This is a genomic window from Streptomyces sp. NPDC055140 (genome assembly GCF_053607285.1).
This window is the reverse complement of record NZ_JBSGTG010000002.1, coordinates 626327-650843: the sequence shown is the minus strand read 5'-3', so window position 1 is coordinate 650843 and position 24517 is coordinate 626327. Positions and strand designations below refer to the sequence as shown.

Sequence of the window (24517 nt, the reverse complement as noted above, 5' to 3'; positions counted from 1 at the left end):
CCATGGGAACCACCGGTACACCCACGAACATCACGCAGGGCTCCAAGACCAAGGGCGGCATCGGCGAGTCCACGCTCCGCCCGGACGGCACCCTCAAGGTCACCGGCGAGTTCGCGTACTCGTCCGACATGTGGCACGAGGACATGCTGTGGGGCCAGATCCTGCGCTCCACGGTCGCCCACGCGGAGATCGTCTCCATCGACACCTCCGAGGCCCTCGCCCAGTCCGGCGTCTACGCCGTCCTGACCTACGACGACCTGCCCACGGCCGTGAAGAACTACGGCCTGGAGATCCAGGACACCCCGGTCCTCGCGCACGGCAAGGTCCGCCACCACGGCGAGCCCGTCGCCATCGTGGCCGCCGACCACCCGGAGACCGCGCGCCGCGCCGCCGCCAAGATCAAGGTGGAGTACCGCGAGCTGCCGGTCATCACGGACGAGGCGTCCGCGACCGCGCCCGACGCGATCCTCATCCACGAGGGCCGCGACGACCACCACATCGGTCACGTCCCGCACCCGAACATCGTGCACCGCCAGCCGATCATCCGCGGCAACGCCGACGAGGCCGCCGAGAAGGCCGACTTCGTCGTCAAGGGCGAGTACACCTTCGGCATGCAGGACCAGGCCTTCCTCGGCCCGGAGTCCGGCCTCGCCGTGCCCTCCGAGGGCGGCGGCGTCGAGCTGTACGTCGCCACCCAGTGGCTGCACTCGGACCTCAAGCAGATCGCCCCCGTCCTCGGTCTGCCCGAGGACAAGGTCCGCATGACGCTCGCCGGCGTCGGCGGCGCCTTCGGCGGCCGCGAGGACCTGTCGATGCAGATCCACGCCTGCCTCCTCGCGCTGCGCACGGGCAAGCCCGTCAAGATCGTCTACAACCGGTTCGAGTCGTTCTTCGGCCACGTCCACCGCCACCCCGCGAAGCTCTACTACGAGCACGGGGCGACGAAGGACGGAAAGCTCACGCACATGAAGTGCAAGATCGTCCTGGACGGCGGCGCCTACGCGTCCGCCTCCCCGGCAGTCGTCGGCAACGCCTCGTCCCTCGCGGTCGGTCCGTACGTCATCGAGGACGTCGACATCGAGGCGATCGCGCTCTACAGCAACAACCCGCCCTGCGGCGCCATGCGCGGCTTCGGCGCGGTCCAGGCGTGCTTCGCGTACGAGGCCCAGATGGACAAGCTCGCCGACAAGGTGGGCATGGACCGGGTCGCGTTCCGCCAGCTCAACGCGATGGAGCAGGGCACCCTGCTGCCGACCGGCCAGCCGGTCGACTCGCCGGCCCCGGTCGCCGAACTCCTGCGCCGCATCAAGGCGATGCCGATGCCGCCCGAGCGCCAGTGGGAGTCCTCCGAGGGCTCCGACGTGCGCCAGCTGCCCGGCGGTCTGTCCAACACCACGCACGGCGAAGGCGTCGTACGCGGTGTCGGCTACGCGGTCGGCATCAAGAACGTCGGCTTCTCCGAGGGCTTCGACGACTACTCGACCGCCCGCGTGCGCATGGAGGTCATCGGCGGCGAACCCGTCGCGACCGTGCACACCGCGATGGCGGAGGTGGGCCAGGGCGGCGTCACCGTCCACGCGCAGATCGCCCGCACCGAGCTGGGCGTCGCACAGGTGACCATCCACCCGGCCGACACCCAGGTCGGCTCCGCAGGTTCGACGTCCGCGTCCCGTCAGACGTACGTCACCGGCGGCGCCGTCAAGAACTCCTGCGAGGCCGTGCGCGAGCAGGTCCTGGAGATCGGGCGCCGCAAGTTCGGCACCTACCACCCGGCGTGGGCCACGGCCGAACTCCTCCTGGAGGGCGGCAAGGTCGTCACCGACGGCGGTGAGGTCCTCGCGGACCTGGCCGACGTCCTCGAGGGCGAGGCCGTCGACGTGGAGCTGGAGTGGCGCCACCGCCCGACCGTGGCGTTCGACCTCGTCACCGGGCAGGGCAACGGCCATGTCCAGTACAGCTTCGCCGCGCACCGCGCCGTCGTCGAGGTCGACACCGAGCTCGGCCTCGTCAAGGTCATCGAACTGGCCTGCGCGCAGGACGTCGGCAAGGCGCTCAACCCGCTGTCCGTGATCGGCCAGATCCAGGGTGGCACCACCCAGGGCCTCGGCGTCGCGGTCATGGAGGAGATCATCGTCGACCCGAAGACCGCGAAGGTGCGCAACCCCTCCTTCACGGACTACCTGATCCCGACCATCCTCGACACGCCGACCATCCCGGTCGACATGCTCGAACTCGCCGACGACCACGCCCCGTACGGGCTGCGCGGCATCGGCGAGGCCCCGACCCTGTCGTCCACGCCGGCCGTCCTCGCGGCGATCCGCAACGCGACGGGCCTGGAGCTCAACCGGACCCCGGTACGCCCCGAGCACCTCACGGGGACGGGCCCGGCCTGACAGCTCTCCGGACGGTGCGTGCCTCCCAGGAACGTCACACTTCCCAGCCCGCACCGTCCGGAGCCTTCAAGTACCGCACCGCTCGCGGTCCTTTTCAGCACCACAAGCACCACAAGCACCACAGGCACCACCGGCAGTACAGGCACCACCGGCAGTACAGGCACCACCGGCAGTACAGGCACCACCGGCACCACAAGCACCACCGGCAGTACAGGCGCCACAGGCGTCAACTCATCACCAGCAGCACGGTTTCTTGCGTATCACAGCTACGCATTACCCCGTTCGTCTCGGGCCGTCCCCCGGGTCGTGCAGCCCACGCACCATCCCAAATCCCGCGATCTCCAACCACGTTCGTGCGGGTGTCCCTGTGAACCTTGGGAGTAGGCACCATGACCCAGCAGTCCCTGGAGCCGAAGACCACCGCCGAAGACGCGGGCGCAGGCTCGCGTCCGTCGGCCGGCAGGTCTTGGCTCGACCGGTACTTCCACATATCCGAACGAGGATCCACTGTCGCGCGTGAGGTGCGCGGCGGCGTCACGACCTTCATGGCCATGGCGTACATCCTGCTGCTCAACCCCCTGATCCTGTCCGGCAAGGACGTGGCGGGCGACACGATGGGCCAGAAGGCCCTCATCACCGCCACCGCCTTCGCCGCGGCGTTCACCACGCTCCTCATGGGCTTCGTCGGCAAGGTGCCGCTCGCACTCGCCGCCGGCCTCTCCGTCTCAGGTGTGATCTCCTCGCAGGTCGCCCCCGAGATGACGTGGCCGCAGGCCATGGGCATGTGCGTGATGTACGGCGTGGTGATCATGCTTCTGGTGGTCACCGGCCTCCGTGAGATGATCATGAACGCGATTCCGCTCGCGCTCAAGCACGGCATCACGATGGGCATCGGCCTCTTCATCGCCCTGATCGGCCTCTACAAGTCCGGCTTCGTGCAGGTCGGCAAGGCCACCCCGCTCGCGCTCGGCTCCACCGGAGAACTCGCGGGCTGGCCCGTCCTGCTCTTCGCGGGCACCCTGCTCCTGATCTTCATGCTCCAGGCCCGCAACACCCCCGGCGCCATTCTCATCGGCATCATCACCGGCACCGTCGTCGCGATGATCCTCAACGCGCTCGGCGTGATCAACCCCAAGCAGTGGGCCAACGGAGCCCCCGAGCTGCACGGCAGCGCGGTCTCCACGCCCGACTTCTCGCTCTTCGGCCATGTCGAGTTCGGCGGCTGGGGCAAGGTCGGCGCGATGACCGTCGGCATGATCGTCTTCACCCTGGTGCTCGCCGGCTTCTTCGACGCGATGGCCACCATCATCGGCGTCGGCACCGAGGCCAAGCTCGCCGACGACAAGGGCCGCATGCCGGGCCTCTCCAAGGCGCTGTTCATCGACGGAGCGGGCGGTGCCATCGGCGGCGTCGCCGGCGGCTCGGGCCAGACCGTGTTCGTCGAGTCCGCGACCGGCGTCGGCGAGGGAGCCCGCACAGGACTCGCGGCCGCCGTGACCGGCCTGTTCTTCGCGGCCTGTCTGTTCTTCACCCCGCTCACCGCGATCGTGCCCCAGGAGGTCGCGTCCGCCGCGCTCGTCGTCATCGGCGCGATGATGATGATGAACGCCCGGCACGTCGACTGGGCGGACCGGGCCACCGCGATCCCGGTCTTCCTGACCGTGGTCCTGATGCCCTTCACGTACACCATCACCACCGGTGTGGCCGCGGGCGTCATCTCCTGGGTCGCCATCAAGATCGCCCAGGGCAAGGCCCGGGAGATCGGGGCCTTCATGTGGGGCCTCACGGCGATCTTCCTCGTGTACTTCGCCCTCAACCCGATCGAAGGATGGCTGGGCGTCCACTGACGCCCAGCCCGAGAGGGCCCCGCGCCCTCCACGCAACCGACAAGGAGACCCAGAGATGCTGGACATCGCCGAAGAGCTGCACCGGTGGGTCGAGCAGGGACGCGACTTCGCCGTGGCCACCGTGGTGGCCGTCGGCGGGAGCGCGCCCCGGCAGCCGGGAGCCGCACTCGCCGTCGACAGCGACGGCACAGCGATCGGCTCGGTCTCCGGCGGCTGCGTGGAGGGCGCCGTCTACGAACTGTGCCGACAGGCGCTCGAGGACGGCGAGACCGTCCTCGAACGCTTCGGCTACAGCGACGACGACGCCTTCGCCGTGGGGCTCACCTGCGGCGGAATCATCGACATCCTGGTCACCCCGGTTCGCGCGGACACCCCGGGACGGGAGGTGCTCGCGGCGGCGCTGTCCGCCGCCGCCCGAGGAAGGGCGGCGGCGGTCGCGCGCATCACCCGGGGACCGGCCGAACTCGTGGGCCGCGCCATCCTCGTACGCGACGACGGCGACCCCGGGAGCGGCTTCGCGGGTGACTACGAGGGCAGCCTCGGCGGCCACCCCGAACTGGACCGCACCGCGGCCGGCGAGGCCCGCGCGCTCCTCGACGCCGGACGCACCGGCACGGTGGAGATCGGCGAGAGCGGCTCGCGCTGCGGTGAGCCCCTCACCCTCCTGGTCGAGTCGTCCGTCCCCCCGCCCCGCATGATCGTCTTCGGGGCCATCGACTTCGCGGCGGCGCTCGTCAGGATCGGCAAGTTCCTCGGCTACCACGTGACGGTGTGCGACGCGCGCCCCGTCTTCGCGACGCCGGCCCGCTTCCCCGACGCCGACGACATCGTCGTGGAATGGCCTCACAAGTATCTGGAACGCACGCGGACGGACGGACGCACCGTCCTGTGCGTCCTCACCCACGACGCCAAGTTCGACGTCCCGCTCCTCCAGCTCGCGCTGCGCCTGCCCGTCGCCTACGTCGGCGCGATGGGCTCCCGCCGCACCCACCTCGACCGCAACGAACGCCTGCGCGACGTCGGCGTCACCGAGCTCGAACTGGCGCGCCTGCGCTCGCCGATCGGCCTCGACCTCGGCGCCCGCACCCCCGAGGAGACGGCCCTGTCCATCGCCTCGGAGATCGTCGCCAACCGGCGCGGCGGCAGCGGCGTCGCGCTGACGGGCGCCCACACACCGATTCACCCCGACGGAGTGCGGGCGCCCTCCGGGCGGATCGGGTCCGTGGCCTGACCGGCCCCACCGGCTTCACCTTCCTGAAGGCCGAGCGCCGCCTCCTGGATGGATCCGAGCAGCTGGGCGAGTGCTATGACGAGCATCCGATGCGCCAAGTCCCTGACGAAGAATGGTTGTTCGTACGAGAACCCCGGATTGTTCGCCGCCTCGGTGACATGGGCGAGCCGGCCGAGGACCGCGTCGAGTCGGTCGCGGGCCTCCTCGCCGAGGGTGTCGTGGCGCGCGGTCAGGAGTGCCTTGAGGTCAGCCCGTCTCCGGTCGGCCTGCTCCCTGATGAGCCCGAGAGTCCTGGCGGCGACCGACCCGGCGTCGTACGCCCTGACGTCTCCCAGCCGGTCCGCGAAGGTGTTGCGGAGGTCGATGAGGAGCGCCGGGAGCGTGTCCGGCAGCTCTTGCGCGGGAGTCTCGGGGGCGGCGTCCGGCGGTGACTCGCCGGCGGCTGCGAGGGCGGACACGACGGACTCCCGTACGGGGGTGGGGGTGGGGATGCGCACGGGCGCGGGCTTCGCCTCGGGCTTTGTCTCGCGCTCCGCTTCGGGCGGTGCCACCTGTGACGGCAGCTTCACCGCGGCCACCACCGTCTCCACCACCTTCGGTTCGGCCTCCTGTGGCCCCGGCAGGAACTTCACCTCACCCGGCTCGTACGTGTCGGCCGGCCCGAGATACGCGCCGGCCGCCTCCGCCGCGAGCCGGAAGAACCACCACCGGTCCCGGGCGTCGTACCGGACGCGGGCCGTGAACATCAGCGCGCACGCCTGCATCGACAGGAGCCACTGACCGGCCCACTGGCCCGAGATGGTGCGCTGGTTCAGCCAGCTGCCCGGCGCCCTGCGCACCTTGTCGACGGTCCGGGCGAGCCCCTGCGGGATCAGCAGACCGGGGGTGTCCCGGCCGACGAGCACGTCGAGGAGTTCGGCGCGGGCGTCGTCGGACATGTGCGGCAGGAAGTCGGCCACCAGGCAGAGCAGCAGATGCATGGGGTCACGGGCGAGTAGCGCCCGCTCGTCGAAGCGCGACAGGTCGATCAGGACGTAGCGGCCGATGTCCGCGTCAGGCTCCTTGGGCACCATGATGTTGCCCGGGTGCAGGTCGCCGTGGGCCCGGCCGCGCATCGGGTAGTCGATGGTGCGCTCCGCGAGGGGGCAACTGCCGGTCAGGTGTACAGGGTTGGGCAAGGGGGCGGCGTTGGCGCGGCCCGGTCTGATCCAGGCGGTTTCGAGGTCGAGGCCCAGTTTGTCGCGGACCCAGACGGCCAGTGGTTCCGCCGGTTCGAGGCGCTGGTCGAGGAGCTCGGAGACGAACGCGGCCGCGGTCATCTCCCCGTCCGACTTCTCGTCCGGGTTCCAGTCGGCCAGCAGGGACCCCGTGATCTGCGCCGCGACGCCGGGCATGCGCCGCTGCCGCAGGATCGTGCTGAGCGTCACCATGCTCTCGTCGTTGCCCGCGAAGCCCTGGAACATCAGCCAGGCGTCGTCCACCGGCATCGGATCGTAGAGCTGCTCCACGAGATGGTCGCGGGGGAACGAGGGATCGCCGTTCGGCAGGGACCGCCTCGCGGCGATGAGTCGTCCCGGTTCCATCGAGGAGTCGCCGTCCGGGGAGCAGAGTTTGATGATCATCCGGCGTGTGGTGCGCCCAGGATCGCTGTCCCGGACGAACACGGAGGCCAGGGACGCGCCGCTGCCCCCGGTGTCGAGCCAGGCCGGGGCGGTCAGTGGGCGGTGGTTCTGCTGCTGCCACTGGTCGAGCAGCGCGGCGGTGCGCGCACCGAACCGGGCGAACTGGCGGGAGCGGTCCATCAATTCAGTATCACCGCAAGGACCGCGCGCGTGTTCGCCCTCGCGTGATATCTCCTGCGAGGAGGACGAGAAGGGGGAGGCGACGATGGCACGTCTCAGGGGGAGCAGGCGCCCGAGGTGGCGCCCGGCGCCGGGTGACACGGTCGACGCGGCACGGCTGCGCGAGGAGATCACCGGGCACGAGGCCGGCACCGGCGGCCCGCTCAGATTCGAGGGGCTGCGCGTACGCGGCCGGCTGGACCTGTCCCGCTGCCGCGTCGACTCCGTGCTCGAACTGGTCGACTGCGTCTTCGACGAGCCACTGCGCTTCGCCGAACTCACCGTCAGCGCACTGGACTTGTCGGGGTCGAAAGCGCCTGCCCTGCACGCGAACCGGGTCACCGTCGATGGCGACCTGAGGCTGTCCGGGGCCACGCTCGGCAGCGGAACGCCCGTACCCCGGCCGCTGACCGGCCCGCCCGCGGCCGGAGACGGCCCCCGAGTGCCGCGCCGGCTGCCGGAGGACTCCACCTCGGCCGTTGTCGAACTGGCCGACGCACGCATAGACGGCAACCTCGTCGTCGAACAGCTCACCGTCGCCGACTCGGGCCCCTGGTCCCTGCTCGCCCCCCGCCTGAACGTGTCGGGCTCGGTCCACGCGCGCGGCCTCACGGCCTCCGGCGCCCTCTATCTGAGGGACGCCCAGATCGCCTACGCCCTCAACCTCAACGGCGCGGACGTCGGCGGCCTGGACGGCACCGGACTCGCCTGCGGTCGCGGCCTGTATGCCGACTGGGGCTTCCGCAGCGCCGGGCAGGTGCTGTTGCGCGCCGCCACGATCGAGGGCGTGGTCACGTTCCACGACAGTGTCATCGACGCGCCCGCGGGCGCGCTGCTCCTGAGCCGGCTCCGGGTGCCACGGCTCCGCCTCGATCTGCGCGAACCACCGGCGGGCGCGGTGGTCCTCCAGGACGCTGCCGTCGACGTACTCGTGGACTCGGCCGCCACCTGGCCCGCCCCGAGCCGGCTCAACCTCGAGGGCTTCACGTACAAGCGCCTCGAAACCGCCGGACCCGTCGACGTCCGCACCCGCATCGGCTGGCTGACCCGCGACCCGAACGCGGGTGCGGGCTCCTTCGAGCAGCTGGCGACGTCGTACGAGAGCGCGGGCGACGAGCGGTCCGCGCGCATCGTGCGGCACGCGAGGGAGCGCCATGTGCGCCGCCTCGACCGGCTGTCGGGGCGTGTCTGGGGCCTGGTCCAGGACCTGCTGTTCGGCTACGGCTACGCCCCGCGCCGGGCGCTCGTCTGGCTGCTCTCCCTGGCCGCCGCGGGTTCCCTGTGGTTCGCGTACCACGAGCCGCGCGCGGTCGGCGGCTCCGGGCAGCGGGCTTGGGACCCGGTCCTGTACAGCGTCGACCTGCTCATCCCCGTGGCGAGCCTCGGCTACCGCGGCTCCTGGGACCCGCAGGGCGCGGGCAAGGCCGTCGCCGTCTTCCTCGTGGTCTCCGGCTGGACGCTGGCGACGGCGGTCCTCGCGGGCGCCAGACGCGTCATCGGAAAAGGGTGAGTGATCAGAAGGGGGTGAGAGATCGGTCGGGTGGTCTCAATTCCCGTACTGCAGGAGCTTCTTGACGGCACGTCCGAACATCATGCGGCCCGCCCTCGCGAGCAGCGGGTCGCACCATCGCGGCAGCGGGCCCACGCGGATCTCCTCGCGCCACGCGACGAGGGACCCGGCGCCGTACGGCGCCACCTCGATCTCGGCCCATCCCGTGACGAAGGTGCCGCGCTTCTCCAGGCGGCACCGCCCGGCCGAATCGCCGTACGGGGGTGCCCAGTCGACGACCTCCATCGGGTCGTCGAAGGTGAGGTGCCCGACGCCGGTCCGCGGCACGAAGACGGTGCCCTCGCCGGTCGGGGGCGGGGTCGCGAGCCTGACGCGGGTGAGGGGGACGACGTCCCCGTGCCGCTCCCAGTCCGTCATGCGGCGCCACGCCTCGGCGGCGGAAAGCGGCGATTCACGGGTGATTCGGAAGAAGGCCACGCCCGGATCCTAGAACCGCGGGCGCCCTTCCCGGTGCTGCCCGGCGCGCGCCGGATCTCCGTGCTTCCTAACTCCTAAGACCCTACGATCTGTTGTACCAATTTGATCACGCCCCCCCGCACCGGCTGGAGCGCCACATGGCACACGCCCCCCACGTCATCGACCCCGCGGGCCGCGGCCTCCACGCGGAGGCCGACCTGCTGCGCACGCACGGCACCGCCGCACTGGTCGAACTTCCGGGCGGCATACGGGCCTGGGCCCCGACCCGGTACACGGTCCTCAAGCAGCTCCTCGCCGACGACCGCGTGTCCAAGGACCCCAACCAGCACTGGCCCGCCTGGATGAACGGCGAGTTCCGCGAGACCTGGGTCAACTCCTGGGTGGGCGTGACCAACATGTTCACCGCCTACGGCAGCAATCACCGCCGCCTGCGCAAGCTGATCTCGCCCGCGTTCACCAAGCGTCGCACCGACGGCCTGCGCCCGCGCATCGAGGAGCTGACCGCCGGCCTTCTCGACCGGATGGCCGAGTCGCCCGACGGCCGTGTCGACCTGCGTGCGGCATACGCGCACCCGCTGCCCATGCAGGTCATATGCGAGCTGTTCGGGCTGCCCGAGGACCGGCAGGCCGATGCCGCTCGCCTCATCGCCGGCATCATGGACACCACCGTCACGCCCGAGCAGGCCATGGCCGTCTGGCAGGAGGTGCAGGAGCTCCTCGGGGGCCTGGTCGCCCTCAAGCGTGAGACGCCCGCCGACGACCTCACCAGCGTCCTGATCGCCACCCGCGACGAAGAGGACGGATCGGGCCTGACCGAGCAGGAGCTCATCGACACGCTGCTGCTCGTCATCGGCGCCGGTCACGAGACGACCGTCAACCTCATCGGCAACGCCGTGCAGGCCCTGCTCAGCCACCCCGACCAGCTCGCCCGCGTCCTCGCGGGCGAGATCCCCTGGAGCGACGTGATCGAGGAGACCCTGCGCTGGGCCCCCTCGATCGCCAACCTGCCGCTGCGGTACGCCGTCGAGGACATCGAGCTGCCCGACGGCGTCAAGATCCCCCAGGGCGACCCGATCCTCGCGACGTACGCCTCGGCCGGGCGCGACCCGCTCCGCCACGGCGACGACGCGGGATCCTTCGACGTCACGCGCGTGGACAAGGAGCACCTCGCCTTCGGGTACGGCGTCCACTTCTGCGTCGGTGCCCCGCTCGCCCGGCTCGAAGCGGCGATCGCGCTGCCCGCTCTGTTCGAGCGCTTCCCCGGCCTCGCCCTCGACGCGAGTGAGGGCGCGGCCCCGCACGTGGAGTCCTTCATCGGCTACGGCTACAGCGAGTTGAGGGTCACCCTGTAGAGCCCATGTGATGCGGGGGAGGCGGTTCAGGGCCGGTAGATCTTGCCCGGCTCGGCCTTCCCCGGCGCGAAGAGCTGCGGCACGGTCACGAACACGTAGCCCTTCGCCTTGAGTTCGTCGATCACGCCGGGCACCGCGGGCACGGTGCCCTTGTAGATGTCGTGCAGCAGGATGATGCCGTCACGCTTCGTCTGGTCGACGACGCGCCTCCTGATCAGGGCCGAGTCGTTCGTCGTGTAGTCCTTGGCTGTCACGCTCCACAGGATCTGGGCGAGCCCCTCCTTCTTGGCGAGCTCGCTGACGTGGTTGTTCGTGCGGCCCTGCGGCGGCCGCATCAGCGTCGGCCGCTTCCCGGTCAGCCTCTCTATCGCGTCGTCCGGCCGTTCGAACTCCTCCCGTATCTGCGCGTCGTCGATGTCGGTGAGGATCTTGTGGTCCCAGGTGTGGCTCGCGACCTCGTGCCCCTCGCGCTCCATACGTCTGACCAGCTCCGGGTACTTCGCGATGTGGTTCCTGCCGAGCAGGAAGAACGTCGCCGGGACGTGCTTCTCCTTCAGGATGTCGAGCAGCCGAGCGCTGTTCTCGCTCGGGCCCGCGTCGAACGTGAGCGCCACGCACTTCGCCTTGCGGCAGTCGACGGTTCCCGGCGAGGCCGCCGCGTTCTTGGCGTCCGCGTGGCCCCTGTCGGCCCTGGCCCCGCTCGGGGCGGTCGTGTCGTACGACGTGCAGCCGCTCAGGCCGAAGGTCAGGGCGCCGGCGGTGAAGAGCGCGGCGGCGGCGTGGAACGCGGCCCTGGTTTTCCTCATCTTCTGAATCGCGGTAGGCATGCGAGGACTATACATAGCGTGTATACACTGAGTGTATATCTGGGGTGTATAGCCGTCCGGCCTGCCGCGATGCCATGGGACGGGCACTGATCCGCCCGGCGGCCGCGGCGGGGAGGGCCCAACCGGGGCATGCGCGCACGATTGACAGCGCGTGCGCCGTTGCGGATGGTGTCCCTCTGGCGCGACGCCTGACGGTTGGGGGACCGAGATGGGTGTGGGGGACGGGCACGCGGGGTCGGGATCCGGGTCGGATCCGGAATCGAGGTCAGGGGCGCCTTCGGGATCGTGGGAGCGGGAGCCGCGGGACGCGGTGCCGGCGGATGCGATTCCCCGGAATGCGGTGGAGCCGGAGTTGGAGCCGGAGGCCGGCCCGAGTGGCTCGGCTGCCCCTGGCCCTGACGCAGATCCGGGCCCAGGTGCCGCGCCGAGTTTCGGGCCTCCCGGGTCAGGGGCGCCCGTCACGACGAGGTCGGCGCTCGGACCGGCCGCACCCCGACCGCCGAGCCCACCAACGCCGCAGGCGTACGCCGCCCCACCGCCCCCGCCCACCCATCCGCCGACATTCGGACCGCCACCGCCACCGCCACCGCCACAACCACCGGTGGCCCCCGCACCCAAGACTCCCGTCGATCCCGTGCGCGCCGTGGCCGTCGGCCTGCTCAACCTCACCGGACTCGGGGCCGGTTACTTTCTCCTGCGGCGCTGGGTCCTGGCCGCCGTCTGTCTCGCCGCCACGGCCGCGCTGCTCGTACTCGCGCTGCCCGCCGAACCCGACGGCGTACCGGCCGGACTGCTCGTCGGGTACGGGCTCCTCCTGCTCGTCGCCGCCCTGGACGGCGCGCGGCGGGCCTCAACTGGGCTACTGCGCAGTCCGGTTGTGGCGATGGCTCTCGGAATCGTGCTGCTCGCCGTGCCCGCCGGAGGCGTCGTCGCGTACGGCGCGGCGCGCGACGACGCCGTGGAGGAGATGCTGCTCGGCCGCCTCGACGACGCCGACGCGCTCGTCGCGAAAGCCGCCGCACGCACCTCGTTCACCGAGGGCCGCGCCGACTACACCACCGCGCTCGCCCGCTACCGCGAACTCGCCCACGACCACGCGGGATCCAAGGCCGCCGGACTCGTCCCCGACCGGCTCGACGCCTACTACAAGGCCGTCGCCAAGCCGTACACGGACAAGAAGGACTGCGAGGCGATCGAGCCGCTCACCTATCTGCGGACCGTGCCCGGCAAGCACATGGACCGTGACGTACTCGGCTCCCTCGCCACCTGGCCCGACAGACCCCTCGCCGCCTCCCTGTACGCGTGCGGCACCGGCAGACTCGGCACCGAGACCGCCGGGTCCGACGGCGGCGAACTCGGTCAACTCCTGGATACGTTCCCGAAGTCGGAGCAGGCGGGACAGGTGGGGGGCGCCCTGCGCGACGCCGTCGCCGCACGCGAGCGCAGCCTCGGTGGCGCCGAACCCTGCACCGCCACGGACGAACTGCGCAGCATCGGTCAGACGGCCGACGCGCTCCCGGACGATGCGGGGGCGGGCGTGGCGGCCGACGTCGACAAGGCCGTAGAGAAGGGCGTCTACGCCTGCGGGGTCGACGAGTTCAAGGACAAGAAGTTCGGCGACGCCCGCAAGACTCTGGCCGACTTCGCGGACACGTACAAGAACAGCAAGCACCGGGCCAGGGCCGAGGACATCGCGATCGCCGCCGAGATCGCCGGGCTGCGGCCCGCCGCCGGTGATCACCTTCCGCCCGCCGGGAGTCCGGGCGGCGCCCGGATGACGCTCGTCGTCAGCAATGACGGCCCCGGCCCTGTCGAGGTCCTCTACACGGGCCCGGTCACCGGCAGCGTCAAGCTGGCCGCCTGCGGCTCCTGCACGATGTACTCGAGCGAGTCGGCGGGCAGGAGCAGGGCCTGCAAGGCGAACAGGAAGTACCCGAAGGCGACGATCAGGCTGCCCGCAGGGAGTTACCACTTCCTCCACAAGCACAGCGCGGACACGACGGCGGCCGTCTCCGACCGCGCCGCCGGGAGCGAGATCAGGCCGGGATACTCGTACACGCAGTGCAGTTATGTCGTGCGCGGCGGCCTGTGATCGGCTGACCCCTCGCCGGGCGGCGCCGCGTGCGGGACGGGGCAGCCGCGCAGGCCCGGCGTCGGGAACGTGCCGAGTTCACTGACGCGGTAGCCCTTCGGGTAGCCCTTGATCTCCCAGTTCTGGCGGGCCTGGTGCGGCGCGCGGCGGGGCGGCAGCAGACGTACCGCACGGCCGCGCAGGCGGACGGCGCCCCGGACGAGCGTGCGTGTGAGAGGGCTCGGTGGCTCGTAGTCGAAGGCGCGCAGGAGCGGCTCGTCGAGCAGGGCGACCGTCGCCTTCTTCAAGACCGGTTCCAGGACGCCCGGATACCAGGACGCCATGAGGGTGAGCGTCGCGTCCGACACCCGCCGCCCGGCCTCGTCCCGGCCGAAGTGCTCGGCCTCGTACGTATCGAGGCAGGTCTCGAACTCCTCGTAGGACTCCGGGATGCCCTGGATTCCCATGTGCCGGCCCAGTGCGCGGTAGTAGTGCGCCGAGGCGATCACCTCGTGGCGCGAGAGGCGGCGCCAGCCGTAGGTGTCGATCCAGCGTTTGGGCACGACGACGAACGTGCACAGGACGTAGCGCATGTCGTCGTTGCTGATGTCGTAGCTGCGGTGCATCTGGTTGATGCGGCGGATCGCCGTGCGCCCCTGGATGCTGTCGAAGCCGTGCTCGACGACCGTGTCGAGGAGTAGTGAGGTGTCGTCGTACCGCTTCTGCGAACGCTCCGTCAGTTCGGCTGTCCGATCGAGCAGTTGGCCGATGCTCGGTACGGCGTAGGTGCGGTAGAGCGCCAGCTCCAGTGCCCGAGTGAGGTCCCACGGGAATTCGTAGGTGGCGGTCAGCCGGTAGATCGTCAGCCAGTCCCGGTCCGGGTCGAGCCGCCGGATCTGCCGGAGCCGTTCGTAGCGCTGCATGCCATCCCCCATCTGTGGCCGGGAGATCAACCCTACGGCGCCGCCGCGGCACCGGGACCGCTGCGGCGCGGTATGAATTCCGGCGGTGAAGTGCGGGGCGGCGCAGGGCAGTTCGGGTTCCGGCGGGAGGGGGCGGGTCAGACCCTGGTCGGTACGCGGCCGGCGGCCTCGGCCTCCCGGCTCAGGCCCAGCCGCTCCGCGGGCACCCGGTGCGTCTCGCGCGCGGTGAGGGCCGCGATGACCGGCGGGACGCAGAGCGCCGCGGTGAACAGGGCGACCGCGGACCAGTCGTCGCCGCCGGGACCCGCGATCTGCGCGGCGAAGGTCACCGCGAACCCGGCCACTGCGAAGCCGATCTGCGTACCGATCGCCACACCGGAGAGCCGCACCCGGGTCGAGAACATCTCGCCGTAGAAGGACGGCCAGATGCCGTTGGCCGCGCTGTACACGACGCCGAAGGTGAGGATGCCGAGGACGAGGACCAGCGGGTACGACCCCGTGGAGATCGCCCACAGGTAGCAGGCCATCAGCACGGCGCTGCCGACGGCGCCCACGAGGTAGACCGGCCTGCGGCCGATACGGTCCGAGAGCTTCGCCCAGAGCGGGATCGCGCCGAGGGCCGCGACGTTGGCGAGGGCGCCCACCCACAGCATCCCGGACCGGTCCATGCCCACCGAGTCGCTCGTCGCGTACGACAGGGCCCACACGGTGAAGATCGTGCTCACGGAGGCGACCAGGGATCCGGCGACGACGCGCAGGACGTCGGCCCAGTGGTCACGCAGCAGGACGGCCAGCGGCAGCTTCACGACGCCCTCGGTCGCGGCCTGCTTGGCGAAGGCCGGGGTCTCCTCCAGAGAACGCCGGATCGCGTACCCGACGACGGCGACGGCGACGCTCAGCCAGAACGGGACGCGCCAGCCCCACGAGAGCAGCTGGTCCTCCGGCAGGGCCGCGATCGGGATGAAGACGAGGGTGGCGATGAGCTGGCCGGCCTGGGTGCCGCTGAGGGTGAAGCTGGTGAAGAAGCCGCGGCGGCCCGGTGGTGCGTGTTCCAGCGTCATCGAGCTCGCGCTCGCCTGCTCACCCGCGGCGGAGATGCCCTGGAGCACACGGCACAGCACGAGCAGGAGGGGGGCCAGGGAGCCGACCTGCGCGCGGCTCGGCAGGCAGCCGATGAGGAACGTCGACAGACCCATGAGGATCAGCGTGAAGACCATGATCTTCTTGCGGCCGAGCCGGTCGCCGATGTGGCCGAGGAAGAGCGCGCCGACGGGGCGGGCGGCGTAGGCGACGCCGAAGGTGGCGAGGGAGAGCAGCGTCGCGTTCGCCGGGTCGGACTCGTCGAAGAAGACCTTGGGGAAGATCAGCGCGGCGGCGCTGCCGTAGATGAAGAAGTCGTAGTACTCCAGGGCGCTGCCGGTCCAGGCCGCGAGCGCTGCCTTGCGCGGCTGGCCCTCGGGGGCCTGTGGCGGCGCGGCGGCGCCGGGGGAGGGGACGGTCACGGCGTACTCCTAGGGGGACACTTCGGCGATGAAGTGAGCGGAGGGGTGCGGGGTGGTGTCGTGGTGTCTTTCGCCGGCCCTGGGATGGGGGCGGTGGCGCTAATTAACCCACTGGGTAGTTAGTAGCGGATGGCTACGGATGTTGCGCTGGCGTTACCCGCGTGTCAAGAGGTGGGCCGCGGAAACTTCCGCGCGGGCTACCCGCCCGGCACCCTGCCTCAGTCCTCGGTGCGGTCCGCCGTCAGATAGGCGATGACCATGTCGCCGAGCATGGTCCGGTAGTGCTCGCGCTGCTCCGCCGCCACCAGGTCACGGCCGAAGAGCGCACCGAAGGTATGCCGGTTCGAGACCCGGAAGAAGCAGAACGAGCTGATCATCGCGTGCAGGTCGACGGCGTCGATCTCGGCCGTGAACAGGCCCGACGCGCGCCCGGTGTCGAGGATGCGCCGGATCACCTCGATCGCGGGCGAATTGAGCGCGCCGAGCTGTTCGGAAGCGGCGATGTGCTCCGCCTCGTGGATGTTCTCGATCGCGACCAGGCGGATGAAGTCGGGGTGCGCCTCATGGTGGTCGAAGGTGAGCTCGGCGAGCCGGCGGATGGCCGCGACCGGGTCCAGGTGGTCGACGTCGACCTCCTGCTCGGCCTGCCGGATCGCCGAGTACGCGTGCTCCAGAACCGCCGTGAACAGCTGTTCCTTGCCGCCGAAGTAGTAGTAGATCATCCGCTTCGTGGTGCGGGTGCGGGCCGCGATCTCGTCGACGCGGGCGCCCGTGTAGCCGGCGCGCGCGAACTCCTGGGTGGCGACGTCGAGAATCTCGGCCTTGGTGCGGGCGGCGTCCCGGATCCGTCCGGCGGGTCGCGTCGGCTCTTCGACTGTGGCCATGCGTTCCTCCGGGTCGGTTCGGTGCTGGTGATTGTAGAAGCAGCGCCGGGGTCGGTGAGTGGCTGCCCTTTCCAGGATGCCGCCTTCCTGGTATTACTAACGAACCAGTTCGTACATTAGGAGAAACGGTGCCTCAGGACTCCTGCCTCGTCGGTCTGATCGGTTCGGGCATCGGCCCCTCGCTGAGCCCCGCGCTCCATGAGCGGGAGGCCGACCGCCAGGGCCTGCGCTATCTCTACCGGCTGATCGACATCGACCCCCTGGGTGCCACCCCCGACAAGGTCGGCGACCTGGTGAGGGCGGCCCGGGCCGTGGGCTACGACGGCCTGAACATCACCCACCCCTGCAAGCAGCTCGTCATCCCGCACCTCGACGAGCTCGCCCCGCAGGCCGAGGCGCTCGGCGCTGTCAACACCGTCGTGTTCGAGGGTGGGCGCGCCGTCGGCCACAACACCGACGTCACCGGATTCGCGGCGTCCTTCGCCCGTGGCCTGCCCGACGCCCCGCTCGACCGGGTCGTGCAGCTCGGCGCGGGCGGCGCGGGCGCGGCCGTCGCGCACGCCGTGCTCACCCTGGGCGGCGGCCACCTCACCGTCGTGGACGCGATGCCCGAACGCGCCGCGGACCTGGCCGCGTCGCTGAACCGGCACTTCGGCGAGGGCCGCGCGTCCGCCGGGACCCCGGACCGCATCGAGGAGCACCTCGCCCGCGCCGACGGCCTCGTCCATGCCACACCCACCGGCATGGCCGCCCACCCCGGACTCCCGCTCCCCGCCCGGCTGCTGCGCCCGTCCCTGTGGGTCGCGGAAGTCGTCTACCGGCCGCTCGAGACGGAACTGCTGTGCACCGCAAGGGAGTTGGGCTGCGCCACGCTCGACGGCGGAGGGATGGCGGTGTTCCAGGCCGCCGACGCGTTCCGGCTCTTCACGCGCCGCGAGCCGGACAGTACGCGGATGCTCGCGGACATCGCCGAACTGGCGGGCGCGGCGGCCGCACGGGGCTGACCCCGCCCGCCACCGCCGACTCGTCCACCTCCACCCCGTCCCCCTCCCAAGGAGCACCGCCGTGCGCACCTCGATCGCCACCGTCTCGCTCAGTGGATCCCTGACCGAGAAACTCACCGCCGCTGCCTCGGCCGGATTCGACGGGGTGGAGATCTTCGAGAACGATCTCCTCGCGAGTCCCCTGACCCCCGAGGAGATCAGGGCCCGCGCCGCCGACCTCGGCCTGACCATCGACCTCTACCAGCCGATGCGGGACATCGAGGCCGTGCCGCCGAAGGAGTTCGAGCGGAACCTGCGCCGCGCCGAGCACAAGTTCCGGCTGATGAACCGGCTCGGTACGGACACCGTCCTGGTGTGCTCCAGCGTCTCGCCCCTCGCCGTCGACGACGACGCTCTCGCCGCCGAACACCTCCACCGGCTCGCGGAGTCGGCGCAGGAACACGGCGTCCGCGTCGCCTACGAAGCACTCGCCTGGGGCCGCCACGTCAGCACGTACGACCACGCCTGGCGCATCGTCGAGGCGGCGGGGCACCCCGCGCTCGGCACCTGTCTGGACAGCTTCCACATCCTCGCCCGCGGCTGTGACCCCAAGGGCATCGAGGGCATCCCCGGCGAGAAGATCTTCTTCCTCCAGCTCGCCGACGCCCCGCTGATGGCGATGGACGTGCTCCAGTGGAGCCGCCACTACCGCTGCTTCCCCGGGCAGGGCGGCCTGGACGTGACCGGACTCGTCCGGCACGTGATCAACGCCGGTTACACGGGCCCGCTCTCGCTGGAGGTGTTCAACGACGTCTTCCGGCAGGCCGACGCGGGCCCCACCGCCGTCGACGCCCGGCGCTCCCTGATGCTCCTCCAGGAGGCCGCCGGGATCGCGGCGCCGCCCGCACCGGTCCAGCCCACCGGCTTCGCCTTCGCGGAACTCACCACCCCGGACGCCGGTGCCGTGTCCTCGCTCCTCGGCGCGCTCGGCCTGGCCCGGACGGCCAGACACCGCAGCAAGCCCGTCGAACTGTGGCAGCGCGGCGACGCCCGCATCCTCGTCACCACGGATCCGGTCCGCCACCGCGACGGGCTCGCCCTCGCCGCGCTCGGCCTGGAATCCCCCGACCCGGTGGGCGCGGCGGCCCGCGCCGAGTCGCTCCTCGCCCCCGTACTGCCGCGTCACCGGGCACCGGAGGACGCCCCGCTGGACGCGGTGGCGGCGCCCGACGGCGTGGAGATCTTCTTCTGTGCGACGGACCGGGCGGGCCTGCCGAACTGGCGGGAGGACTTCCCACCCCTGACCGGCGCCGGCATCGGCGACGGAGACCGGGACCCGCGGGGCGCCGTCCTGCGCATCGACCACCTCGCCCTGACCCAGCCCTGGCACCAGTTCGACGAGGCCGCGCTCTTCCACCGCACGGTCCTCGGGCTCAGGCCCCAGGAAAGCGTCGACGTCGCCGACCCCTACGGTCTGCTGCGCAGCCGCGCCGTCACGAACGACGACGGCAGGGTGCGGATCGCCCTCGGCATCGGCCCCGGCCCCGCCGACGACGCCGGCCGCGCCCAGCACATCGCCCTGGCGACGGACGACGTGGTCGCCGCCGCGCGCGCCTTCCAGGACGCGGGCGGGCACCCGCTGTCCGTACCGCCCAACTACTACGACGACTTGGCGGCGCGCTTCGAGTTCGCCCCGGGCGAGGCGGAGACGTACCGGGAGCTCGGCATCCTCTACGACCGCGACGAGAACGGCACCTTCCGGCACTTCTATACGGAGACGGTCGGCCGGGTCTTCTTCGAAGTGGTCCAGCGCGACGGCGGATACCGCGGTTACGGAGCCCAGAACGCCCCCGTCCGCCTCGCCGCCCAGCACGCACTGCGCCCCGGACGCAGGTAGGCCCCGCGCCGTACCGCCACGACGCCTCAGTCCAGGCAGAACTCGTTCCCCTCCGGGTCGGTCATCACGATGTAGCCCGTGCTCAGCGGGGGAGCGGGCTCGTCGCGGCGTACCCGCGCGGCACCCAGCGCGACGAGCCGGGCGCACTCGGCCTCGAGCGCCGTCATCCGCTCCTCACCCTCAAGACCGGGGGCCGCACGGACGTCGAGGTGGACGCGGTTCTTGGCGGCCTTGTCCTCCGGCACCTGCTGGAAGAACAGCCTCGGGCCCCGCCCGTCCGGGTCCTCGACGGCCGACCTCGTGTTGCGCTGCTCCTCCGGTACGCCGATCCGCGCGAGGAAGTCGTCCCACGCGGCCAGCGGGTCGGCGCCCTTGGGCACGTCGACGCCGGGCGGGCCGGGGTGGACGTAGCCCAGTACGTCGCGCCAGAACGACGACAGCGCCCTCGGGTCGTGGGCGTCGAAGGTGACCTGGATGTGGCGGCTCACAGGGTGCTCCGTTCGTAGCGGGATGCGTGTGTGTGCGGGCAGAGGTCCGCAGGACAGTGCGTCCGCGCCCCTGAAGCCACCCTGACACCTCTTGCGGACAGATTCGGTCCGTAATCCCGGTGTGCCGGAGCCGAAAGCTGCTTGGTCGTTCAACCAATGCCCACGGCGTCGGGGTGGCGTATTCCGTGTGGTGCACCAGTCGTTTCCGGCCCTCCTCCCGGCTTCACTGGCTGTGAGGCAGCAGCTGAGGGGCGTTGGAGACATGGATCTGAACACGGTGAAGGAAGTGCGTGACGCGCGGCTGCGTGAGCCTTGGCAACCGGGCGACGCATGGCTCGGCGGGGGCACGTACCTGTTCTCCGAGCCGCAGCCCCATCTGCGGCGCCTGGTGGATCTGAGCCGCATGGGCTGGGAGTCGCTGACCCACGGTGAGGACGGCTCGCTGGAGATCGCGGCGACGTGCACCATCGCCCAACTCTCCCGTTTCGGGCGGAAGTTCGGGGCCGAGGCGGCGCCGTTGATCGAGCAGTGCTGCCGTGCCTTTCTGGCCTCGTTCAAGATCTGGAACATGGCGACCGTGGGCGGGAACCTGTGCAACGGGCTGCCGGCCGGACCCATGATCTCGCTGACCGCCGCACTCGACGGCACATGTCTGCTCCAGTCGCAGGCAGGGGTGAGGCGGACCGTGAAGGTCGCCGACTTCATCACCGGCGCGGGCCGCAAGGACCTCGGCGAGGGCGAGCTGCTCCGCTCGGTCACCGTGCCCGCGCGGGCACTCGGCTGCCGTACGGCCTTCCGCCAGGCGTCGCTGTACGGGCTCGGCCGCTCGGGAGCGCTGGTCATCGGGACGCTCGATCCGGTGGACGGGTCGATGGCGGTGACGATCAGCGCGGCGACCGTACGGCCGTTCCGCCTCTGGTTCCCGCTGTCGCCCGACAAGGGCGAACTCCGGCGGGCGATCGAGGCGGCCGTGGGCGAGGACGACTGGTTCGACGACATCCACGGACTGCCCGAGTGGCGGCGGCACATGGGCTTCCGCCTCGCCGAGGAAGTCCGCCATGAACTGACCCGGCTCTCCGAGGACGGTGCACGATGAGCTTCGACATCGAGGTCAACGCCCAGCATTTCGACACCGAGCCACGGGCGGGCCAGTGTCTGCGTACGTATCTGCGTGAGCGCGGCTGGTTCGGGGTGAAGAAGGGCTGTGACGCGGGCGACTGCGGCGCCTGCACGGTCCATGTGGACGGGGAGCCGGTCCACAGCTGCCTGTATCCGGCCGTACGGGCACAGGGCCGCTCCGTGACGACCGTCGAGGGCCTCGCTTCCCCGGAGGGTGAACTCCACCCCGTCCAGCAGAAGTTCCTCGGCGCCCAAGGGTTCCAGTGCGGCTTCTGCACGGCCGGATTCCTGATGACGACGGCCGCCCTCGAAGCCGAGCAGGGCACCGAACACGACGACGGCAAGCTGTCGGACCTGCCCCGCGCCTTCAAGGGCAACATCTGCCGGTGTACGGGATATCGCGCCATCGAGGACTCCGTGCGGGGCGTGCAGCACACCGAACGCCCCTGCGCGGGCAAGGCAGTCGGCAAGAGCCTTGGCGCGCCCGCCGGCCCCCAGGTCGTGACCGGCACCGCCCGCTACACCTTCGACGTCGAGGTGCCCGGCCTCCTCCACATGAAGCTGCTGCGCTCCCCGCACCCGCACGCCCGCATCCTCTCCATCGACACAGCGGACGCCCTGCGCGTGCCCGGAGTGCACGCCGTCCTCACCCACGAGGACGCCCCGGAGACCCTGTACTCCTCGGCCCGTCACGAGCACCCCACCGAGGACCCCGACGACACCCGCGTCCTCGACGACACCGTCCGCTACGTCGGCCAGCGCGTCGCCGCCGTGGTCGCCGACAGCGAGCAGGCCGCCGAGGAAGGCTGCCGACGGGTGGAAGTCGTCTACGAGCAGCTCCCGTACGTCACCGACCCCGAGAAGGCGATGGCCCCCGGCGCCCCCGTCATCCACGAGGGCAAGGGCCCCGAGGTGCGGATCTCCCGCGTGGAGAACAACGTCGCCGGCGAAGTGCACGGCGAGATCGGCTCCGTCGCGGACGGCTTCGCCGACGCCGACATCGTCCACGAGGAGACCTTCCGCACGCAGCGCGTCCAGCACGCCAGCCTGGAGACCCACGGCTGCGTCGCCTACTTCGAGCCCAAGGAGGACGGCACCGGCGAACGCCTCACCGTCCGCTCCTCCACCCAGACCCCGTTCCTGACGCGCCGCGCCCTGTGCGCCCTGTACGGGCTGCCCGAGGACGAGGTGCGCGTCGTCGCCGGGCGCGTGGGCGGCGGCTTCGGCGGCAAGCAGGAGATGCTGACGGAGGACATCGTCACGCTGGCGGCGCTGAAACTGCGGCGGCCGGTGAAGCTGGAGTACACGCGGGCGGAGCAGTTCTACGGAGCGACCACACGCCACCCCTTCACCATCGGCATCAAGGTCGGCGCCCGCACCGACGGCACTTTGACCGCGATCCAGATGCGCGTCGTCTCCAACACCGGCGCCTACGGCAACCACGGACCCGCCGTCATGTTCCACAGCGTCGGCGAGTCGTTCGCCGTCTACCGCGCCCCGCACAAGAAGGTCGACGCGTTCTCCGTCTACACCAACGTCGTCCCGGCGGGCGCCTTCCGCGGTTACGGCCTCGGCCAGGTCACCTTCGCCGTCGAATCGGTCATGGACGAGCTGGCCCGCCGTCTCGGCATGGACCCGCTGGTCTTCCGGGAGAAGAACATCATCGGCCCCGGCGAGCACATGCTCAGCCCGATCGGCGAGGAGGAGGACCTCCACATCGCCTCGTACGGCCTCGACCAGTGCCTGGGGGTCGTGCGCAAGGCGATCGCCGAGGACACCAGCGCCGAGCAGGCCCCCGAGGGCTGGCTGGTCGGGCAGGGCACGGCCATGGCGATGATCGCGACCGGCCCGCCCGGCGGGCACTACGCCGACGCCCGCGTGTCCCTCCTGGCCGACGGGACGTACGACATCGCCGTCGGCACGGCCGAGTTCGGCAACGGCACCACCACCGTCCACAAGCAGATCACCGCCGGCGCGCTGAACACCACCGAGGACCGCCTCGCGGTCCGGCAGTCCGACACCGACGTCGTCCGCCACGACACCGGCGCCTTCGGCTCCGCGGGCACGGTGGTGGCCGGCAAGGCCGTCCTCCTCGCCGCCGGCTCGCTCGCCGAACGGCTGCGGACCTTCGCCGCCCGGCACACGGGGGTCGCCCGCCACCTGTGCGTCCTCGGGGCCGAGGCCATCGACTGCGCGGGCCGGGTGGTGACGCTGAAGGAGCTGTACGAGGCGGCCGAGGCGAAGGGCGCGACGGACGAGGTGGCCGCCGACGGCCACTGGGGCGGCTCGCCCCGCTCCGTCGCCTTCAACGCCCAGTGGTTCCGCCTCGCCGTCGACCCCGGCACCGGCGAGATCCGCATCCTGCGCAGCGTCCACGCCGCCGACGCGGGCAAGGTCATGAACCCGATGCAGTGCCGCGGCCAGGTCGAGGGAGGCGTCGCGCAGGCGCTGGGCGCGACGCTGTTCGAGACGGTACGCGTCGACGACCGAGGCGAGGTCACGACCGCCGCCTTCCGCCGCTACCGCCTCCCGCAGTACGCCGATGTCCCGCGCACCGAGGTCCACTTCATGGAGACCACCGACGCCATCGGCCCGCTCGGCGCCAAGTCGATGAGCGAGAGCCCCTTCAACCCGGTCGCCCCCGCCTTCGCCAACGCGCTGCGCGACGCCACCGGCATCCGGTTCACCGAGATGCCGGTCACCCGGGACCGCGTCTGGCTCGCCCTCGACCGGCACAACTGCGTTCCGGGCGCCTGACTCGGGCTGAGCGGATTTCGGGCTGAACGGATTTCGGGTGGAACGGAAGAGGAACGGCACCATGGCAGCACCCGACCGGATGGACGAACGGCTGCGCGCCCTGGGCCTCGTGGAGGGCCGGCGGATGGCCCAGGCCCTGGCCGGCAGCCATCTGCACGCCGAGATCCAGACCCTGGCCACCAAGGCGGGCCGGACGCTGGGGGGACGGAACGTCGGCCACATAGTGGGAACGGACGCCCGTGGCGCCCGGTCCGACGCGTACCTCACCCCGGCCGACGACCACCCCCTGCGCCGTACGGCCGAGGACGGTCGGCAGGCCCACCGGCTGCTGGAGATCAACTTGCTCGACGAGCACAGGGGCTTCGGCGGCTCGTACCAGGGGCTCGGGTTCCGCCTGCCCGCCGACCTGCTCGCG

Annotated in this window: 17 protein-coding genes; 10 read left to right on the top strand and 7 right to left on the bottom strand. The window is 71.1% G+C overall.

The genetic code is table 11. From position 1 onward, the window contains the following. Positions 1-2: 2 nt before the first annotated feature. From ACWFR4_RS06750 to ACWFR4_RS06740, 3 genes are all read left to right on the top strand, one after another. A complete protein-coding gene (locus tag ACWFR4_RS06750; protein WP_453651204.1) occupies positions 3-2393 on the top strand; it encodes a xanthine dehydrogenase family protein molybdopterin-binding subunit in 2391 nt (796 codons plus the stop codon). A gap of 389 nt (positions 2394-2782) precedes the next feature. Further along, a complete protein-coding gene (locus ACWFR4_RS06745; RefSeq protein ID WP_453651202.1) occupies positions 2783-4240 on the top strand; it encodes an NCS2 family permease in 1458 nt (485 codons plus the stop codon). A 55-nt stretch (positions 4241-4295) separates the two neighbouring features. Continuing rightward, entirely contained in the window at positions 4296-5471 is a 1176-nt protein-coding gene (locus ACWFR4_RS06740) for an XdhC family protein (RefSeq protein WP_453651200.1), read from the top strand. Here ACWFR4_RS06740 and ACWFR4_RS06735 read toward each other — a convergent pair. Beyond that, positions 5420-7273: a hypothetical protein gene (locus ACWFR4_RS06735; protein ID WP_453651198.1), complete on the bottom strand. Its 1854-nt coding sequence runs from the start codon at positions 7271-7273 to the stop codon at positions 5420-5422. The two genes, ACWFR4_RS06740 and ACWFR4_RS06735, sit on opposite strands and share 52 nt — an antisense overlap. 85 nt (positions 7274-7358) lie before the next feature. On the opposite strand from ACWFR4_RS06735, the gene ACWFR4_RS06730 reads away from it, so the two are divergent. Continuing rightward, positions 7359-8822: a hypothetical protein gene (locus ACWFR4_RS06730; RefSeq protein WP_453651196.1), complete on the top strand. Its 1464-nt coding sequence runs from the start codon at positions 7359-7361 to the stop codon at positions 8820-8822. A gap of 36 nt (positions 8823-8858) precedes the next feature. Here ACWFR4_RS06730 and ACWFR4_RS06725 read toward each other — a convergent pair whose 3' ends face one another. Further along, on the bottom strand, positions 8859-9299 hold the full coding sequence (locus ACWFR4_RS06725; protein WP_453464262.1) for an SRPBCC family protein: 441 nt from the start codon (positions 9297-9299) through the stop codon (positions 8859-8861). 137 nt (positions 9300-9436) lie between these two features. On the opposite strand from ACWFR4_RS06725, the gene ACWFR4_RS06720 reads away from it, so the two are divergent. Further along, positions 9437-10651, top strand: a complete 1215-nt coding sequence (locus ACWFR4_RS06720; RefSeq protein ID WP_453651194.1) for a cytochrome P450 family protein — start codon at positions 9437-9439, stop codon at positions 10649-10651. 26 nt (positions 10652-10677) lie between these two features. On the opposite strand, the gene ACWFR4_RS06715 is transcribed toward ACWFR4_RS06720, so the two are convergent. Further along, positions 10678-11478, bottom strand: coding sequence for a polysaccharide deacetylase family protein (locus ACWFR4_RS06715; protein ID WP_453651192.1), 801 nt, complete (start codon positions 11476-11478; stop codon positions 10678-10680). A 634-nt stretch (positions 11479-12112) separates the two neighbouring features. On the opposite strand from ACWFR4_RS06715, the gene ACWFR4_RS06710 reads away from it, so the two are divergent. Then, positions 12113-13570 carry a hypothetical protein gene (locus ACWFR4_RS06710; RefSeq protein WP_453464254.1) on the top strand — a complete coding sequence of 486 codons (1458 nt, stop codon included), beginning with the start codon at positions 12113-12115 and terminating at the stop codon, positions 13568-13570. Here the strand turns inward: ACWFR4_RS06710 and ACWFR4_RS06705 are convergent. The 3 genes from ACWFR4_RS06705 to ACWFR4_RS06695 all read right to left on the bottom strand — a co-directional run bounded on the left by ACWFR4_RS06705 (position 13546) and on the right by ACWFR4_RS06695 (position 16858). Next, the gene (locus tag ACWFR4_RS06705) at positions 13546-14472 is read right to left on the bottom strand and encodes an oxygenase MpaB family protein (protein ID WP_453464251.1); all 927 of its coding nucleotides are present in this window, start codon (positions 14470-14472) and stop codon (positions 13546-13548) included. The two genes, ACWFR4_RS06710 and ACWFR4_RS06705, sit on opposite strands and share 25 nt — an antisense overlap. A 137-nt stretch (positions 14473-14609) precedes the next feature. Next, the gene (locus ACWFR4_RS06700) at positions 14610-15974 is read right to left on the bottom strand and encodes an MFS transporter (RefSeq protein ID WP_453464248.1); all 1365 of its coding nucleotides are present in this window, start codon (positions 15972-15974) and stop codon (positions 14610-14612) included. A 218-nt stretch (positions 15975-16192) separates the two neighbouring features. Continuing rightward, complete coding sequence (locus ACWFR4_RS06695; RefSeq protein ID WP_453464245.1) at positions 16193-16858, bottom strand: TetR/AcrR family transcriptional regulator; 666 nt, start codon at positions 16856-16858, stop codon at positions 16193-16195. A 128-nt stretch (positions 16859-16986) separates the two neighbouring features. Here ACWFR4_RS06695 and ACWFR4_RS06690 point away from each other — a divergent pair, with 128 nt between their 5' ends. Both ACWFR4_RS06690 and ACWFR4_RS06685 read left to right on the top strand, forming a co-directional pair. Beyond that, positions 16987-17862: a shikimate dehydrogenase gene (locus ACWFR4_RS06690; protein ID WP_453651190.1), complete on the top strand. Its 876-nt coding sequence runs from the start codon at positions 16987-16989 to the stop codon at positions 17860-17862. Positions 17863-17923: 61 nt separating this feature from the next. Continuing rightward, positions 17924-19738 (top strand): bifunctional sugar phosphate isomerase/epimerase/4-hydroxyphenylpyruvate dioxygenase family protein, encoded by a 1815-nt coding sequence (locus ACWFR4_RS06685; RefSeq protein WP_453651188.1) that lies wholly within the window; start codon positions 17924-17926, stop codon positions 19736-19738. A gap of 26 nt (positions 19739-19764) precedes the next feature. Here the strand turns inward: ACWFR4_RS06685 and ACWFR4_RS06680 are convergent, their stop codons facing one another. Then, positions 19765-20226, bottom strand: a complete 462-nt coding sequence (locus tag ACWFR4_RS06680; protein ID WP_453651186.1) for a VOC family protein — start codon at positions 20224-20226, stop codon at positions 19765-19767. Between the two features lie 262 nt (positions 20227-20488). Between ACWFR4_RS06680 and ACWFR4_RS06675 the strand changes: the two genes are divergently transcribed. Next, positions 20489-21322, top strand: coding sequence for an FAD binding domain-containing protein (locus tag ACWFR4_RS06675; RefSeq protein ID WP_453464233.1), 834 nt, complete (start codon positions 20489-20491; stop codon positions 21320-21322). Next, a complete protein-coding gene (locus ACWFR4_RS06670) occupies positions 21319-24102 on the top strand; it encodes a molybdopterin-dependent oxidoreductase (protein WP_453651184.1) in 2784 nt (927 codons plus the stop codon). The genes ACWFR4_RS06675 and ACWFR4_RS06670 overlap by 4 nt, the downstream gene beginning before the upstream one ends. The last annotated feature ends 415 nt before the right edge of the window (positions 24103-24517 follow it).